General features: G+C 44.7%; 16 protein-coding genes. 5 read left to right on the forward strand and 11 right to left on the reverse strand.

What is annotated here, in order from left to right; genetic code table 11:
- The first annotated feature begins 184 nt into the window (after nucleotides 1-184).
- On the forward strand, nucleotides 185-841 hold the full coding sequence (locus tag MmiEs2_RS06450; protein WP_316559056.1) for a TIGR00288 family NYN domain-containing protein: 657 nt from the start codon (nucleotides 185-187) through the stop codon (nucleotides 839-841).
- 266 nt (nucleotides 842-1,107) lie between these two features.
- Here the strand turns inward: MmiEs2_RS06450 and MmiEs2_RS06455 are convergent, their stop codons facing one another.
- From MmiEs2_RS06455 to MmiEs2_RS06470, 4 genes are all read right to left on the reverse strand, one after another.
- Entirely contained in the window at nucleotides 1,108-2,064 is a 957-nt protein-coding gene (locus MmiEs2_RS06455; RefSeq protein ID WP_316559057.1) for a methanogenesis marker 12 protein, read from the reverse strand.
- A gap of 19 nt (nucleotides 2,065-2,083) precedes the next feature.
- Entirely contained in the window at nucleotides 2,084-2,422 is a 339-nt protein-coding gene (locus MmiEs2_RS06460; RefSeq protein ID WP_316559058.1) for a DUF2103 domain-containing protein, read from the reverse strand.
- A gap of 78 nt (nucleotides 2,423-2,500) precedes the next feature.
- On the reverse strand, nucleotides 2,501-2,929 hold the full coding sequence (locus MmiEs2_RS06465; RefSeq protein WP_316559059.1) for an ACT domain-containing protein: 429 nt from the start codon (nucleotides 2,927-2,929) through the stop codon (nucleotides 2,501-2,503).
- Between the two features lie 95 nt (nucleotides 2,930-3,024).
- The gene (locus tag MmiEs2_RS06470) at nucleotides 3,025-4,323 is read right to left on the reverse strand and encodes a phenylacetate--CoA ligase family protein (protein WP_316559060.1); all 1,299 of its coding nucleotides are present in this window, start codon (nucleotides 4,321-4,323) and stop codon (nucleotides 3,025-3,027) included.
- Nucleotides 4,324-4,751: 428 nt separating this feature from the next.
- Between MmiEs2_RS06470 and MmiEs2_RS06475 the strand changes: the two genes are divergently transcribed.
- Nucleotides 4,752-5,024, forward strand: a complete 273-nt coding sequence (locus MmiEs2_RS06475; protein WP_316559061.1) for a YcxB family protein — start codon at nucleotides 4,752-4,754, stop codon at nucleotides 5,022-5,024.
- Nucleotides 5,025-5,161: 137 nt separating this feature from the next.
- Here the strand turns inward: MmiEs2_RS06475 and MmiEs2_RS06480 are convergent, their stop codons facing one another.
- From MmiEs2_RS06480 to purH, 5 genes are all read right to left on the reverse strand, one after another.
- Nucleotides 5,162-6,493 (reverse strand): MFS transporter, encoded by a 1,332-nt coding sequence (locus MmiEs2_RS06480; RefSeq protein ID WP_316560238.1) that lies wholly within the window; start codon nucleotides 6,491-6,493, stop codon nucleotides 5,162-5,164.
- Between the two features lie 277 nt (nucleotides 6,494-6,770).
- Nucleotides 6,771-7,802 carry a DHH family phosphoesterase gene (locus MmiEs2_RS06485; RefSeq protein ID WP_316559062.1) on the reverse strand — a complete coding sequence of 344 codons (1,032 nt, stop codon included), beginning with the start codon at nucleotides 7,800-7,802 and terminating at the stop codon, nucleotides 6,771-6,773.
- A gap of 17 nt (nucleotides 7,803-7,819) precedes the next feature.
- Nucleotides 7,820-8,188 (reverse strand): prefoldin subunit beta, encoded by a 369-nt coding sequence (locus MmiEs2_RS06490; protein WP_316559063.1) that lies wholly within the window; start codon nucleotides 8,186-8,188, stop codon nucleotides 7,820-7,822.
- Between the two features lie 148 nt (nucleotides 8,189-8,336).
- A complete protein-coding gene (locus MmiEs2_RS06495) occupies nucleotides 8,337-9,722 on the reverse strand; it encodes an MATE family efflux transporter (protein WP_316559064.1) in 1,386 nt (461 codons plus the stop codon).
- A 132-nt stretch (nucleotides 9,723-9,854) separates the two neighbouring features.
- Entirely contained in the window at nucleotides 9,855-11,480 is a 1,626-nt protein-coding gene (gene purH, locus MmiEs2_RS06500) for a bifunctional phosphoribosylaminoimidazolecarboxamide formyltransferase/IMP cyclohydrolase (RefSeq protein ID WP_316559065.1), read from the reverse strand.
- A 238-nt stretch (nucleotides 11,481-11,718) separates the two neighbouring features.
- Between purH and MmiEs2_RS06505 the strand changes: the two genes are divergently transcribed.
- A complete protein-coding gene (locus MmiEs2_RS06505; protein ID WP_316559066.1) occupies nucleotides 11,719-13,260 on the forward strand; it encodes a tetratricopeptide repeat protein in 1,542 nt (513 codons plus the stop codon).
- Between the two features lie 77 nt (nucleotides 13,261-13,337).
- Here the strand turns inward: MmiEs2_RS06505 and MmiEs2_RS06510 are convergent, their stop codons facing one another.
- Nucleotides 13,338-13,532: a hypothetical protein gene (locus MmiEs2_RS06510; protein ID WP_316559067.1), complete on the reverse strand. Its 195-nt coding sequence runs from the start codon at nucleotides 13,530-13,532 to the stop codon at nucleotides 13,338-13,340.
- A gap of 88 nt (nucleotides 13,533-13,620) precedes the next feature.
- Nucleotides 13,621-14,940, reverse strand: a complete 1,320-nt coding sequence (thiC, locus tag MmiEs2_RS06515) for a phosphomethylpyrimidine synthase ThiC (RefSeq protein WP_316559068.1) — start codon at nucleotides 14,938-14,940, stop codon at nucleotides 13,621-13,623.
- 193 nt (nucleotides 14,941-15,133) lie between these two features.
- Here thiC and MmiEs2_RS06520 point away from each other — a divergent pair, with 193 nt between their 5' ends.
- The gene (locus MmiEs2_RS06520; RefSeq protein WP_316559069.1) at nucleotides 15,134-15,331 is read left to right on the forward strand and encodes a helix-turn-helix transcriptional regulator; all 198 of its coding nucleotides are present in this window, start codon (nucleotides 15,134-15,136) and stop codon (nucleotides 15,329-15,331) included.
- A 5-nt stretch (nucleotides 15,332-15,336) separates the two neighbouring features.
- Nucleotides 15,337-15,801 (forward strand): DUF6773 family protein, encoded by a 465-nt coding sequence (locus tag MmiEs2_RS06525; RefSeq protein ID WP_316559070.1) that lies wholly within the window; start codon nucleotides 15,337-15,339, stop codon nucleotides 15,799-15,801.
- Nucleotides 15,802-15,806: the final 5 nt, after the last annotated feature.

Here is a 15,806-nt window from a genome sequence, read left to right on the forward strand (position 1 = left end):
AACGGAACAATTAAAATAAGAAAAATAACAATTATCTTTTTATCAATATTTAAGAAAACGGAAATATTGAGTTATTATTATGTGTCATTCCGCTTTTGCGGTTATTGTTGTCATTATATGAATTGTGCGGCTGTGCCACTGTCAGGCGAGACCGGCAAGTAATCATTATACGGGTCTTGAAATTATGGCAAATACAAAATCCGGATTCGGATCTATTACAAAATACTTATCTTCAAAAAAGGAAAACGAACGAAAACGGATCGGCCTCTTGGTTGACGGCCCGAACGTGATTCGCAAGGAGTTTAACGTTGACCTTTATGAAATTAAAAACGCTCTTAAAGAATACGGCAACGTGAAAATCGGAAAGGTTTTCATTAACCAATACGCGTCTAACAAATTGATTGAAGCGATCGAAAATCACGGTTTGGAGCCGATTATTTGTTCCAGCGACGTGGATGTTCGCCTCGCCGTTGAAGGCATGGAATTGGTTTACAACGAAAACATCGACACGATTGCAATTGTCACGCGTGATGCCGATTTTAAACCGCTTCTCAACAAAGCGAATGAAAAGGGAAAAGAAACAATTATTTTCGGCATTCAGCCGGGCTTTTCAATCGCCTTGAAAAATTCCGCCGATTATGTGATTTTACTCAAAGACGCGAAAATGGCGTATGAAGACGAAGACGGCGAAGTTCATTTGCTGACGGTCGATGAAGAAATCGATGCGGAAGACATTGAGATCAGTAAAAAAGATGACGATCATGCCATCGAAATGCCGAAGCAGCGCCGCTTTGAAGTCATTAAAAGCAAAGACGACAATCTCAATTTAGATGATATTTGATGAAATTGAGATTCATTTTGTTTTTTTCAATTTTTAAAACTTTTTAACTTTTTTCTATTTTGTTTTATTTTATTTTTAATTCCGGATTTGTTTTCTATTTTTTTCAAAAACCTAAACATCGGTTTATTTAAATTTAATAAAAAACCGAACCCCGCCTTCATTTAAAAAAAGAAAGGAAAGGGGGTTCGGGTTTTTAAAAATATTTATGAAAAAACGATGTTTGATTTTATCAAAAACAAATCAAAAACGAGAAAACGGCTTTTGATTTAAATTTCAAGCCCGTACCCTTGCCGAATTTCCCACGCCGTCAAATCGAAATTAACGGGAATTCCGAAAATGCTTTTTTCGCCGAAAATGACCGCGCGCGCAATTTCGGCGCACCCGATTGCCGCCGCCCGATTTCCGAGAGATTCAACCGGTTTTTGAAGCAAACGGCTGATTTCGCGGCGAACCTCAATCTCTTCGCCGCCGCTGCCGGCAACCAAAATATCGTAATCACTCGCGCTGTAATCTTTCATTAAAACGTCCAGCGCGGAAATTTCCATCGCGACAAAAAACGCCAGCGCCTTTTTATCATCGCCGACGCCGGCCGATGAAAACGCGTAGTTTGCCGTTTGTGTTCCCGAATCGACCGCGCGAATCGCGTTGACATCCAACGGTCCGTGGCGTGTTCCGGGCGCGAAAATCGCGGCATCGACGGCGCCGAGAATCTGATTATTTAAAACCGCCATCGTGACCGTGTTTGAGCCGATGTCGGAGAGAATGAAACGCCGATGGCCGAGAGAATATGCATGAAACGCGATGCCGATTTTTTCGGGACTGGCCTGATGCGAAAAATGCTGCATCCGCGCGTCGGTGACCGGAACATTCTGATGCAAACCCGGCAAAAGAATCGCGGGACACAAGTCTTTCGCAAACAAATCAAAAACCTTTGTCCCTGCATTTGTTTTTTCGCCGACGCCCGACGTTTCAAGAACGCCGCGATTTTGAACAAACCGCAAATCACAAATTTCAGAAATGCCGTCGCCCATCGAATAAGTCAAACATGCCAAATCAATTTCAGAAAGCGACATTCCGAGATTGTTTTCAATAAACCGCTGAAGCTCATCAAGCGTCATTGCGCCGGCTTTCGCTCTCGGAATTTCAAACAGCCGAACCAAATCATCAGACATGACCGCGAACCGAATCGCGCTTGTCCCGTGATCAACGCCTAAAAAAATCAAATCGTCCCCTCTTTTCTGTTCATTGTTCGCCCAATTCTTTTTCAATCAAAGCATTCAGAGCATCCGAAATCGCTTCGCCTTCCGCCAAATCGGCGGCTGTCGTCACCAAAATAATTTCCTGATAACTCGTCCCTTGTGTAAACAAAAGACGAAGGTTTCCGCGCGCGTCCGGCCGAAGAACTTTCGCCCGAAAAGAGCCGCCGGAAGGGCCTTTGCTTTGAATGATTCCGGGAATTATTTTTTTAACCGCCTCATGCGACGCGACCAAAGACGCAACCTTGCGGCCTTTTCGCTCACCGATAATTGTCGTGTGAATACCGCCGCGTTTGCTTTTCCAAGAGTCAGGCTGAGGAGACATAAAAATCAAAAAAGAAATGAAAATTGAAAAATAAATTGAAAATAAAAAATTCAAAATTCATTTTTTATTTTTCAAAAATTAAAGCAAATCATTAATTTCCAAGAGAGAAACGCCTTTGCTTTTGAGGAAATCCAGCGCGCTTTCCAAATCGCTGACGCGCGCAATCAAAACCGCTTTTTGATTTCGGCCGATAAACGCATAAGCGTAATCGATGTTGATGCTGCCTTCCGCGAAGAGTTCGGCGACATCTTTCATGCTTCCCGGCTCGTCGTTAATTTCAACGCCGATGACATCGGTTTCAGAAACCGTAAAGCCTTCCTTTTTCAAAACATCATGCGCTTGCTCGGGGTGATCCACGACAAGGCGGACAATGCCGAAATCGCCGGATTCTGCAATCGTAAACGCGCGAATGTTGATTTTTTCCTTTCCCAAAACGTCGGCGATTTTTGCCAAACGGCCGGGCTTGTTTTCAGAAAACAGGGAAATCTGTTTGATTGTTTTTGTCATGGAATCACTCCTTGATTTTTATTTCGTAATTAATGAAATTTAATATAATTCAATAAATTCAATACACCGTAATTCAATAAATATTCAATCATTCTTCAAAACGTACGGTTGTCCGTCACTCTTTTCGCCTTCCCTTCCGATCTCGGAATGGTTCCGGGCGCGACAAATTCGACTTCGGCGTAAAGGTTGAGAATGGATTTGAGTTCGTGCTCGATTCGGGATTTGAGCTTGTAATAATCATCAAGCTTGTCCGATGCCATATCCGCGAGCTCCACTTGAACTTTCATACTGTCCATTTCACCGTCGCGATCGATGAGAATCATGAAATGCGGCGACACTTCTGGGAATTTAACCAAAACATATTCCACCTGCCCCGGAAAAACATTAATGCCGCGGACAATCACCATGTCGTCCGACCGGCCTTTAAGTCTCATCAGGCGCGGGTGTGTTCGACCGCATTTGCAAACGGACGCATCAAGCGACGCCAAATCGCCGACACGGTAGCGGATGAGCGGCAGCGCTTCTTTAACGAGCGTCGTTACAACCAACTCACCGATCTCGCCGTCGGGAACAGGCTCGTTCGTTTCGGGATCCAAAATTTCAAACAAGAACATGTCGCTCCAAATGTGCATGCCTTCCTGCATTTCGCATTCGATGAAAAGCGGTCCGCTGAGTTCGGATGTGCCGAAAACGTCAAACGCTTTGATTCCGGAACGCTCTTCAATGCGTTTTCGGAGAGATTCCGACCACGGCTCGGCGCCGAAAATGCCGACGCGGAGTTTGGTGTCGTTTTTGATGCTGCAGCCCATGTGTTCGGCTGCTTCAATCAGATAAGAGAAATAAGACGGCGTGCAGCAAATCGCGGTCACGTCCAAGTCTTTCATGAGCGTAATTTGACGCTCTGTGTTTCCGGAACTCGTCGGCAAAGTTGTCGCGCCGAGTTTTTCGGAACCGTAATGAACGCCGAGGCCGCCGGTGAACAAGCCGTAGCCATAGCTGACTTGAATAATATCGTCCTGAGTCAGGCCCGCCGCAGTCATTCCTCGCGCGAGTGATTCCGCCCAAGCGTCGAGATCATTTTGCGTGTAGCCGACAACGGTCGGCTTTCCGGTTGTGCCGGAAGATGCGTGATAGCGAACGACATCCGTGTTTTTCACGCAGAACATGCCGTTTGGATAAGTGTCGCGGAGATCCTGTTTTTTGGTAAACGGGAGCTTGCCGATATCGTCGATTGATTTAATGTCTTCGGGTTTGACGCCAAAATCGTCAAAGCGCTTTTTGTAAAAAGGGGAGCGGTCATAAACGTATTTCACAAGCTTGACCAACTTTTCGCTTTGCATTTGACGCAGATCTCTCGGATCCATCGTCTCAATTTCTTGATTTCGGTAAGGCATAAATTAAACTCCTTTGTATTCGGCAAAATGAATTTGGAAATGAATCAAATTCAAGTGCAAAAAAAGAATGAAAGAAGAGATATAAAAACCAAATGATTCCCGAGAGATAAAAAATAAAATCAAAAGAATTCTGAACATATAAATAATTGCAAATCATTACGATTAACATGAGTATTAAAGTCAAAACGGGATTAAATGTCGGGGAAATGGAAACATTCATGGCCGAAAAGTACAAAATTCATTTAATCGGCGCTGTTGTCATACCTTCGCTTTGTTTAATTCTTCCGGGAATAATATTCCTGTTTCTGTTTTATAATATCAGCGTTGTCAGAAGAATGTCAATATTGTTAATCGTTCTCGGAATTTTACTGATTCCATTTTCATATATTACAGCGCCGATTATTCAAAAAAATATGCGGAACCTTTTGATGAAAAAAGAAAACAATACCGTTATTGAATACGAATTGACAGAAACCGAACTGATTCAAAATGTAACGCGGCAAAACGGCGCTCTTGAAACAAAAGTATACAAATATTCGATGCTTGACAGCGCCGAAGAAAAGAAAAATGAATTCATAATTTATGTGACGAAAATGCAGGTGTTTCTTTTGCCGAAAAAAGATATTATTGAAGGAACGCCCGAAGAGTTAAGTGCTCTTTTGAGAAACGGATTTGGAAGCAAATTTAAAAAATTAAACTGAAAACTCATTTGAGTTTTCATTTTTCAACTTTCTCAATTTTTAATATTTGAATTTTTAACTTTCTCAATTTTTAATATTTGAATTTTCAACTTTATTAACAGTAAGAAGAGCTTTAAAAGCTCTTCAAAAAACATAATTTATTCTAAAACTTCCTCTTTCTTTTCTTCAAATTCATTTCCTGTTTTTGCTTCAAACAAACCCTGCCGATAGAATTTTTTGTCAAACAGGACAGCGATTGAAATAATCACGATGCCGATGCCGCAGTAAACAACAATTGTTTGAACAGGAACATAATCCGCCAGCGGCCCGAAGAACAGCATAGCAAGCGGCATAAGCGATGAGAAGAGAATCTGCATCAGTGAAAAAACACGTCCTTGTTTGTCAGGCTCGACTTTTTCCTGAATCATACTCATCATCGGTGAATTAGCAAATGGCATCGTTAATCCGACAAGCATCATTAAAATCAGATAAATCCAAAGCGTATCTGTGAGACCGAATCCGACTGTTAAAGCGCCGAAAGAGAACAGACCGACCCACATTGTTTTGACGCGGTTTTTAAATCCGCCCCATGTTCCGATGAGGAGGCCGCCGATGAGCATTCCGATAAAGAATGACATTTCATTCAGCGTCAGATACAAATAATCGCCGCCGAACACCTGCGTGACCATCAAAACATTCAAGAAAGATGCAGGAACACACAAAATCGTGAAAAATGCATAAATGATGAAAAGCGGTTTCAAAAAAGGATGATGCATGCTGTATTTGAATCCTTCATTTAAATCTGCAAAATAACTTGTTTTGACCGGCGTTTCCGCTCTTTTATGTTTCGGAATCGAAATCAAAAGCAGAATTGAAATGCCGATGACTGCAGTAATGACATCAATCATCATAAGATTGTAAATTTCACCGTAAATCATAATTGCGCCGGCAACGGCGGGTGTTGCTAAGTTGACAATAGATTGAAGCGATCCGTTGATGCCGTTGACTTTGATCAGCTTTTCGCCCGGAACAATTTGCGGAATGATAGCGTTTACGGCCGGCATCTGAATACCTGCGCCGACCGATCTGACCGCCGCGATGAACAAAAGCGCGGCAACGGACGTGTAGCCGGCCATCATGTAAACGATAAGCGCAAGTGTTGCAATTGCAATGCCGCCGTCCGCGAGTATAATAAGTGTTTTCCGATTGTATTTGTCCGCCCAAACGCCTGAAAAAAATGAAATCAGAAACTGCGGGACAAAAGAACAAATGACAATCATCATCGTCATAACGCCGGATTCTGTTGTCAGCGTGATATACCAAATAATTGCATAAAGAACGAGAGACGATCCGAAAAGTGTAATCGCCTGGCTCCCAAAGAAGAGAGCGGTTTTTTGTTTCCAGTTTGCAAACGGATTTTGATTTTCGATTGAGTTTGAATTTTCGATAAATATTCCTCCTGTTTGCCGCCGACGGGAAATTGAGAGAATATTGCGAAACTAAAAATAGATTTCTGTATGCTAAAAAATGGCACGCGAATATAAAAAATGAATTGAAAAGAAACGAATTGAAAAGAAACGAATTAAAGAAACAGTTCGCTGAAAAATTCTGCAGCCGTCGCGCGCGAGCTGCCTCAATTTTAAAAATTTGAAAAATGAACCACACCTTTTGAAAGAACTTGAAAACGCGGCCTTGATTTTAAAAATGAAAATAAAAAAGCTATCGCTTATCATAAAAGAAAAAAGAAGGATTAAATGAGAAACTCATTCAATCACTGACATCGGACAAATACTCCGACTCTTCGTCGGGCTGGTCGGCTGAGATTCCTTTGCACGGGAGCGACACATTGTCATCGCCGGCAAGAAGTTTCTTGGCATAATCTTTACAGTCGCCCATCAGCGTTTCAAGCGGACAGTTGGCATCAATGCCTGCCGCGCCGCTGTGACCGCCGCCGGTTCCGTTGTATTTGTCGCCGACGTCTTCCATCAGCTTTCCGAGATTCACGCCGGATAGGATCATATCTCTTTTTGCCCGACCGCTGACACGCACGCTTGAATCGCTCTTGGAGGAGCCGACGAAAGCGATGTCCGCGCCGATGTTGGTCAGCATGGACGCTGCCGCGCCGCCGTACGAACTGACATTCGTGGTCGCAATCAAACAGTCACCGACACGCTCAACTTCGCAACGCATTGCCGCTTTGAGCATCGCGATGCGAATTGAAATATCCTGCGGCGTTGCCGCCATCAATTCCAAAGCGTCGAAATAATCAACGCCGCTCACTTCCATAATTCCTGAAAGCGTTTTGAACGTGCTCGAATTGGCGTGTTTCAGATGACCGGTATCCGTGATAATTCCCGTAATCATGGCTAAACCCATTTTCGGGGAAATGTGAATGCCCGCCGCGTTGAGAATTCTGAAAATAATCTCAACGGTTGACGTGGTTTCTTCGTGAATATAAAATTCTGCGTCATCCAAAAGCGCCGTTGTCGCGTGGTGGTCAATGAGACAAAACTTCTCAAGCTTTAAATCATTGAGCTGACCGCGCGTCGATGTGTCAACGACGACTGTCATGTCGTAGTCATTCGGATCCGGGCAAAGAACGACCGGAATGTTCAATTTGTCGATGAGATTTGCAGCCACTCGGTTGCAGTCATCAACGACTCCGATGGTTCCGCCGACAGCTTCCGCCAGCGTATAAGCGCTGCCGATCGCATCAGGATCCGCGTTTCTGTGGCAAATGTAGAGTATGTTCCGATAATCCAGGAGGCGATTGAAGAATTCTAAATCGTTGACCCTCATAGATGTCACGGCTGAGATTAATCTTCGTCCTCGCCGCCGCCGGAATTTCCGACCATGCTTTGAAGCTGTTCCTGAAGCTGTTTAAACCTGGAGTTTAAACGCTCTTCTTGGCGCTCAATCGACTGAACTCTTAAAGAAAATGATTCCTGGCGCTCTTTTAAAGAAGTCAAAAGAGACGCTTTGTCGGATTTAATCATCAATTCGCCGACGGACTTATAAACGACGGCATCGTCAGCTGCTTTTGCCAGCTCTTCGATTGCCATTTCCGTTTCCTTAACCATGACATCGACTTGTGATTTCTGCATTGCAAGCGCCTGCGCCTGCTGCTGTACTTGTTGAATTTGTGCAATTTGATTTTGAATTTGAGGGGATAATTCCGAACTCATAAGTTTCACCTTGTTCATTCATGAGGAGATAAAAAGATTAAAATGTTTCTCTGCCGAGCCGAGTAAAAAAAGAGAGAAAATGAGAAGAAACGGCAGCGGCAGAAAATTGAAAAGGCAGATTCGATTTTGGGGAAAAAGAAAAAGGCGTTTAAAATGCCGCAGGATTTTTATCATACACTGCGTGCATTTTTTCTTCTTTTTTCAGCGATTTCAATTGCCGCCAAACGAACCAAAGCGTAATCGCGGTTGCGAGGACATCTGCAATCGGAAACGCAACCCAGACACCCATCAGTCCCATGAAATACGGAATGATTGCCAGCACCGGAATGATTGAAAACTGGCGGATGAGCGCCAAAATGAAAGACGCGCGCGCTTGGCCGAGCGCCTGCATGAAAGCGGAGCCGACGATTTGAAACGCGACAATCGGGATGCTGAGATCGGCAATCCAATAAGCAATGACGGCTTCATCAATCAACGCGGTGTCGGTCATGAACAAAGAAAACAGTTCCGCCGTGAAAATGTAAGTCAGCGCGCCGAGAACGAATGAAATCGCAATCGCCCAAATCGACGCGGTTTTTAAGATTTTTCTGACGCGCTCATAATTTTTCGCGCCGTAATTGTAGCCGGTGAGCGGAATCATGCCTTGGACGACGCCCATCGCCGGAATAATCACGAATCCGAAAATGCGGTTGATTAAACCGTAAATCGCAACGGAAGAGTCGTCGCCGTAAAGGTTGACATTGAAAATGACGATGATAAACATAATCGCAAGCGACCCTTCGCGAAGAAATTCGGAAATGCCGACTTTGCCGATTTCCAAAAACGCCGGTTTATCGAATTTCAGCCATTTCAAACCGAAATCAAGCTTACTGATTTTGTAAAGATAAAAAATCAAAATGACGACGCTCAGCATTTGAGACAGAATCGTCGCAACTGCGGCGCCTTGAATGCCCCAGCCGAATTCAAAAATGAAAATGTAATCTAAAATGATGTTTGTGACGCTTGAAATCGTGTACATGCCCATCGAGTAAAAAGAATTGCCTTCCGCCATCACAATCGCGTTAATCGTGACCGTTAAAATTTGAAACGTGCAGCCGAGAATAATCCAATACATGTAATCATAAGCAAACGGCATCGTTGATTCTGTCGCGCCGAAGACGAGTAAAATCGGCTTTAAAAAAACAAGACCGAGAACGGTGCAAATGATTCCGACGACAAACGCCATAATCAGCATGTTGCCGACACCTTTTTTGACGCGCGCCGAGTCCGCCGCGCCGAAGCCGCGAGAAATGAAAGACGAGCCGCCGACACCGACACCGGCTGCTGCCGAGAGCAGCAAGTGCGAGACCGGAAAGGCGACCGCGAGCGCGGCAAGCCCTAAAACGCCGTCATCACCGAGACCGCGCCCGACAAAAACGGAATCAATTAAACCGTAAAGTGTCTGAATGACGAGGCCGATTATTGCCGGCGCCGCCAGCCAGGCCAAGGCTTTGTTGATACTGCCGCTGCCCATTAAGGCGTGTTTGTCAGCCATGTTTTGTGGTCACTGTCCCTTGCTCTGTTTCCTTCATGTTGAACTATTTCCATTTTGGAAATCGTTGAACTTTCTTCAAGATTGCTTTATGCAAAAGTCTGTTTCATGGCTTCATTAGCTTTTTTTGTTCAATTAATGCAAGAAATGCCGCATTCCCGTAAACACCAACGAAACCCCGAGCCGGTCCGCCGTTTCAATGACTTCTGCGTCACGAATCGAGCCGCCCGGAGACAAAATATACCGAAGGCCGAATTCATTCGCGTAAACGACACTGTCATCGAACGGGAAGAACGCGTCGGACGCCATGACACACTCGGAGAAAACCTGCGTCACATATTCTTCGTAAGTCATCGCGCTTTGCAGCGCTTCGTTTCGATCATATATTTCCTTTAAGTTGTTTCGCGCTTTCGGCGCCGCCAACTTGCCGATAGAGTCGACGCGGTTGGGCTGGCCCGCGCCCATGCCGAGCAGCATGTAGCAGCCGGGCTCGTACTCGTAGGCGATTGAAATCGAATTAGATTTGATGCATTTGCACGCGCTCATCGCGAATTCGGAAAGACCTTTTTTGGAATCGGGGAACTGCGCTTTTGTCACAACATCCCATTTTTCGAAAAGACCGATGTCACGGGTTTGTTCCAAAAGACCGCCGGTGACATGTTTGTAAACAAATTCGCTGCCAAACGGCTGATCGAATCCTTCAAGTTCCAAAAGGCGAAGACCTTCGCTTTTGTTTTTCAACATTTCAAGCGCGGCCGGATCAAATCCCGGCGCAACGATAATTTCAATGAATTTTTTGTCCAGCAATTTGGCCGTTTCGACATCGAAGACGCGATTGACGCAGACAATGCTGCCGAATGCGGAAATCGGGTCGCCGTCCCACGCGGCGAGAAACGCGTCTTTGAGCGTCTTGCCAGTCGCGAGGCCGCACGGATTGTTGTGTTTAACGATGACAACCGACGGGTCTTTGCTGTTCAAATCTTTGAGCGTCAAAAGCGCGTTGTCGATGTCAATATAATTGTTGTAGGAAAGTTCTTTGCCGTGAAGCTGCTTGGCGTTTGAAATGTTCGGGCCGCTGCCGTTTAAATCTTTATAAAACGTTGCTTCCTGATGCCAGTTTTCGCCGTAGCGCAGTTTTTCGCCGCCGACAAAAGAGAGGCGCTTGACTTTTTCGCCCAAAAGCGCTTTGCTGAGGAACGTGTCAACCGCGCTGTCATAATCCGCCGTGTGGCGGAAAACTTTGACGGCCAATTTTTTCTTCAAATCATAAGAAACGTCGCCGTCCTGATTGAGTTCGTTTGCGACAGCGACGTAGTCGGCCGGATCGCAAATGACGGTCACCGACGCGAAGTTTTTCGCGGCGGACCGAAGAAGCGTGGGGCCGCCGATGTCAATGTTTTCAATCGCGTCTTCCAGCGTCACATTCGGATTTGCCACCGTTTCCTTAAACGGATACAAATTGACGGCGACAATATCAATTGCCGTAATGCCGTTGTCTTCGGCTTGTTTGACATGATCAGGATTTTCGCGCAGATAAAGAAGTCCGCCGTGCACTTTCGGATGAAGCGTTTTCACGCGGCCGTCCATCATTTCGGGAAATCCCGTGATGTCTGACACGTCTTTGACGTCGATTCCTTCCTTTTTCAAAAGCGCGGATGTGCCGCCCGTTGAAATAATCTCAAAACCGTTTTTAATAAGCGTTTTTGCGAATTCTGCAATGCCTGTTTTGTCGGAAACACTAATCAGTGCTCTTTTGGTCAAAAAAATCACCTTAAATTTTGAAATATAATAAATTGAATATTTTGGATTAAACCTCGTTAAAGAGCTGCTTGAAAAATAAATACCTTTTGAACAAAAAGATTCGGTTGAACTGAAAGGAAGAAAATCGACAAAAAAATTTATCAATCTTGCATGACTCTGATTAAATAAGATTTTCCAAATGCTTGCGCGTTGCCCGCGCGGCAGACTTTATCATTTCAACGATTAAGGTTTCTTAAAAATGAATCACACAGATAAGCGGTATGAACAGGGAAAGGCCCTTTTGTCGGAAGGCAGAATTGATGAAGCGATTACGATTTTAGAATCGCTGACGCAAGACATGCCGAAATTTAAAAAAGCCTGGGAGAAGTTATCCTACGCTTACGTCACGGCCGGCCGCTCCGCCGATGCCGCGCGCTGTTACGAAGAAATTTTAATTCGATACCCGAAAGACGCTTTCTCATTATATCAAAAATCCGTTTTAGAAGAAAAGACGGGACAGCTTGATGCGGCGCTTGATTCCATTGAAAAAGCGCTCAAATACGAGCCGGAAAACGCCGAATTCCTTTACTCCAAAGGATTTGTCCTTTACCGCAAAAAAAGATTGAACGAAGCGATCGGCTGGTTTGACAAAGCACTCGACATCGACCCGTTCTTCTTTGCCGCAGCCGATTACAAATGCCTTTGCCTGATGACGCTCGGCATTTATGACGAGCTTATTTTATCCTGCTTGGAATATTTGGACCGTTTCAAAGATTTCACAGACCACGCGCAGCCGACCGAATCGGAGTACTTTGAACGTGGCGGCGAGCTCTTCGGCAAAGAATCCGAAATGATTCAAAAAGAAGATATCTGGCGCCTTTACAGTTACCTGTCCTTTTCATACATGAAACTCGGCGCGTTCCGCCAAGCGGAAGACATTTTACAAAAAGAGCTTGAATTCGATTACGAGAAATCCCGCGTTTACTATTACCTCGGCTTGGTCCAAAACGCACTCGGCAAGTACGAGCAAGCCGCCTCTTCTTACAACTTATCGCTTGAACACGAGCCGGACTTTACGGCCGCGCGCATCAATTTGGGATTGGTTTACACAAAAGCCGCCGAGACGGAAGTCAAAACTGCCGGCAAAGTCACCGAAACCGCAAACGATTTGTTCAAAAAAGCGCTTGAAACGCTGAACGACGTTTTAGCGATTGAGCCTGAAAATTTAAGCGTTCTTTACGAAATCGGCAAGATTTACCTGACGCTCGGCGACCTCGCCGACGCTGAAAACGCTTTTAACGAAGTTCTCCGTTTAGACTCTGGATTTGTCCCGGTCTTTGAACATTTGGCGAAAATGAAATTTAACGCCGGCGACTTTGAAGCCGCGCTTTCTTTCTTATCCGACGCTCAAATCAAAGACCCGTTCAATTACGAAATCATGAATTTAACCGGCGTAATTTATTCCAAAAAAGGTGACAACGATTTCGCATTGAAATGTTTGACGCGCGCCGAAATGTTAGACCCCTCGTCTCCGAAAGCGCATTACAACAAAGCGCTGATTTTCATGAAAGAAGAAAAATATGAAGAAGCAGCGGCAGCACTTTCCAAAATTCAGGAAACGGCTGCCGAAGAAAACGGCATTTCCTACGCCAAAGTTTTGGATTTTTACGGCGTTTCCCTTCAAAATATCGGAAAATTCAAAGAAGCACTCTCTGTTTTTGAAGAGCTTCAAAAATTGAAACCGGAAGATGAAAATTTGAATGAAACGGTTTCAATTTTGAGAAATGAGATCAAATTGTGATTTATTTTCAGTTAAATCTCTGAATGTTTTTTAAATTTTAATGCAGACGAAATTGTAAAATTTCAAATGATTTTTCATTATTCGTCTTTAAATTCATTTTTCATCATTTTTCTTTTAAGTTCACCTTCAATATCGACTTCAGATCTCAGTTTTGTCATGATTTCGCGAGCTCTCTCATCAGATCTTTTTATTTCTTCTTCACTATATTCGATCCCGTCTCCGCTCAATCCTTTTTGAATTCTTTCAATTTGTAAATCGAATGCTTTGCGCATTCTTTCTAATTGGATTTCAAGTTCGGCTTTTTCTTCAGGCGTTCGTTCAGGTGCTTGCCCGACATAAGTAAAAATTTCCTCAAAAGTTTCACTCTACATTTTCAATCTTCCTTGCCGCTTTCTGCCTCCCTTTTTCAAGTTCCCTTTCAACAATTTTCATCGCGCACAAATCGCCGCACATGGAACACGCTTCCGACCCGGAACTGCGCGCTTCTCTGACGGCGCGGGCGTGTTCGGGATCAAGCGCCAAACTGTACTGCATTTCCCAATCCAGATTTTTGCGCGCAAGACCCATCGCGTTGTCGCGCTCTCTTGCCCGATCTTTCACGCCGTCTTTGACCAAGTCCGTTGCGTGCGCGGCAATCTGCGCGACCTGCATGCCGACTTTAATGTCATCCGCCGTCGGCAGCGCCAGGTGTTCGGACGGGCTGACCATGCACAAAAAATCCGTTCCGGCAGCGCCTGCGATGGAGCCGCCGATTGCGGAGGTGATGTGATCAAATCCGGGAGCGATGTCCGTCACAATCGGGCCGAGCAGATAAAGCGGCGCGTCATGACATGTTTCTTTCATGAATTTAACGCTCATCTCAATTTTATCGAGCGGAACGTGCCCCGGGCCTTCGACGAAAGATTGAACAAAAGCCTCGCGCGAGCGTTTAACGAGTTCGCCAAGCACGAGAATTTCTTCAAACATCGGCGCGTCGGCCGCATCGTGAATGCAGCCGGGGCGCATGCCGTCACCGAGACTGAGCGTCACATCGTATTCCTGCGCGATTTCAAGCAAATAATCAAATTCGGCGTAAAACGGATTTTCGGCATCGTTGTGGCTCATCCAGGCAACGGTGAAAGAACCGCCGCGGCTGACGACATCCGTAATCCGGCCGGCTTTCATCAGTTTGTCAACCGTATTTTGATTGATTCCGGCATGAACCGTCACAAAATCAACGCCCTGTTCGGCATGGCGGCGAACCGCGTTAAACATGTCATCGGCAGTCATCTCGACAACCATCGGCGCGGTTGCGGCGGCATCGTAAAGCGGCACCGTTCCGACAGGAACGGAAATTTCGGACAGAATTTGTTTTCGAATCGCGTCCAAATCACCGCCGGTTGACAAATCCATAATTGCACCGGCACCATATTTGACGGCAATTTTCGCCTTGCTGATTTCATCTTCGGCATCAATATAATCACGAGAGGTGCCGATGTTTGCGTTAATTTTTGTGCTCATGAATTTGCCGATTCCTGTCGGAAGCGTGTCGCGATTCGCGTTTTTCGGAATCGTCACGAGCCCTTTGGCAACAAGAGAGCAGAGTTTTTCAGGATCAATTTTTTCCGCTTCTGCAACCGCTTTGATTGTTTCGCCGACGATACCGTTTTGACATTCTTTCATGAGTGTGGTCTGTATCATATGTTTTCACGTATTACATCTCCTTATAAATAGTATTTGAAACCGCCGTCAGTTGTTTATATAATTGTCATTCCGGTTTTTCTGTTCCGACAAAATGTCTTCTTTTTCAAACAAAAAGTCTTATATATTTGACATTTGTTGTCGTATATGTGACACAACTTTCATTGAAATATTTCGAAAAGAATGTGAAAACATGACAAAAAATCTCAAAATCAAAGCCGCGCGCGCCGCCAAAGACATGACGCAAAAAGATTTGGCGGAAGCGGTCGGCGTGACAAGGCAAACGATGAACGCGATTGAGGCGGGCGATTACAATCCGACGCTCAATTTGTGCATTGCTATCTGCAAAGCGCTCGATAAAACATTGGACGAACTCTTCTGGGAGGAATAAAACAAATGACAACAAATTCGAAAAATAATTCTTATAATTCAAAACATTATGATGAAAGACAGCTGATTGACAGATACAGAATCTCATTTGAAACTTTGATGCTGACTTTTGTTCTCATCTTTGCAAACGGCATGATTAAACTCGCTTACGGCCCGTGGGCAGCGGAAAATACCGAGATGATGATTTTGCTTGCGATTCCGACAACTTATTTCTTGATTCGCGCCGTTTGGAAAGGCGCTTATTTCTCCGCGCAAATGAAAAGTTACACTTGGTCGCTTGTTCTCTTTGCGATCTTGGGTTTGTTCAATATCAGCGTTTCAATTTATTCCATAATGAACGGCGGCACAGCCATTGAAAACGGCATGCCTTCGGAAAACTTGTTCCAGTTTTTCCTCGGTATTCCGTTTTTGGCGATACCGATTGTTTATATGATTAAAAAAGCGGTTACGAAAGAAGAAGACGAAGAGTAAATCAA

This window comes from Methanimicrococcus stummii (genome assembly GCF_032594435.1).
Lineage (GTDB): Archaea > Halobacteriota > Methanosarcinia > Methanosarcinales > Methanosarcinaceae > Methanimicrococcus > Methanimicrococcus stummii.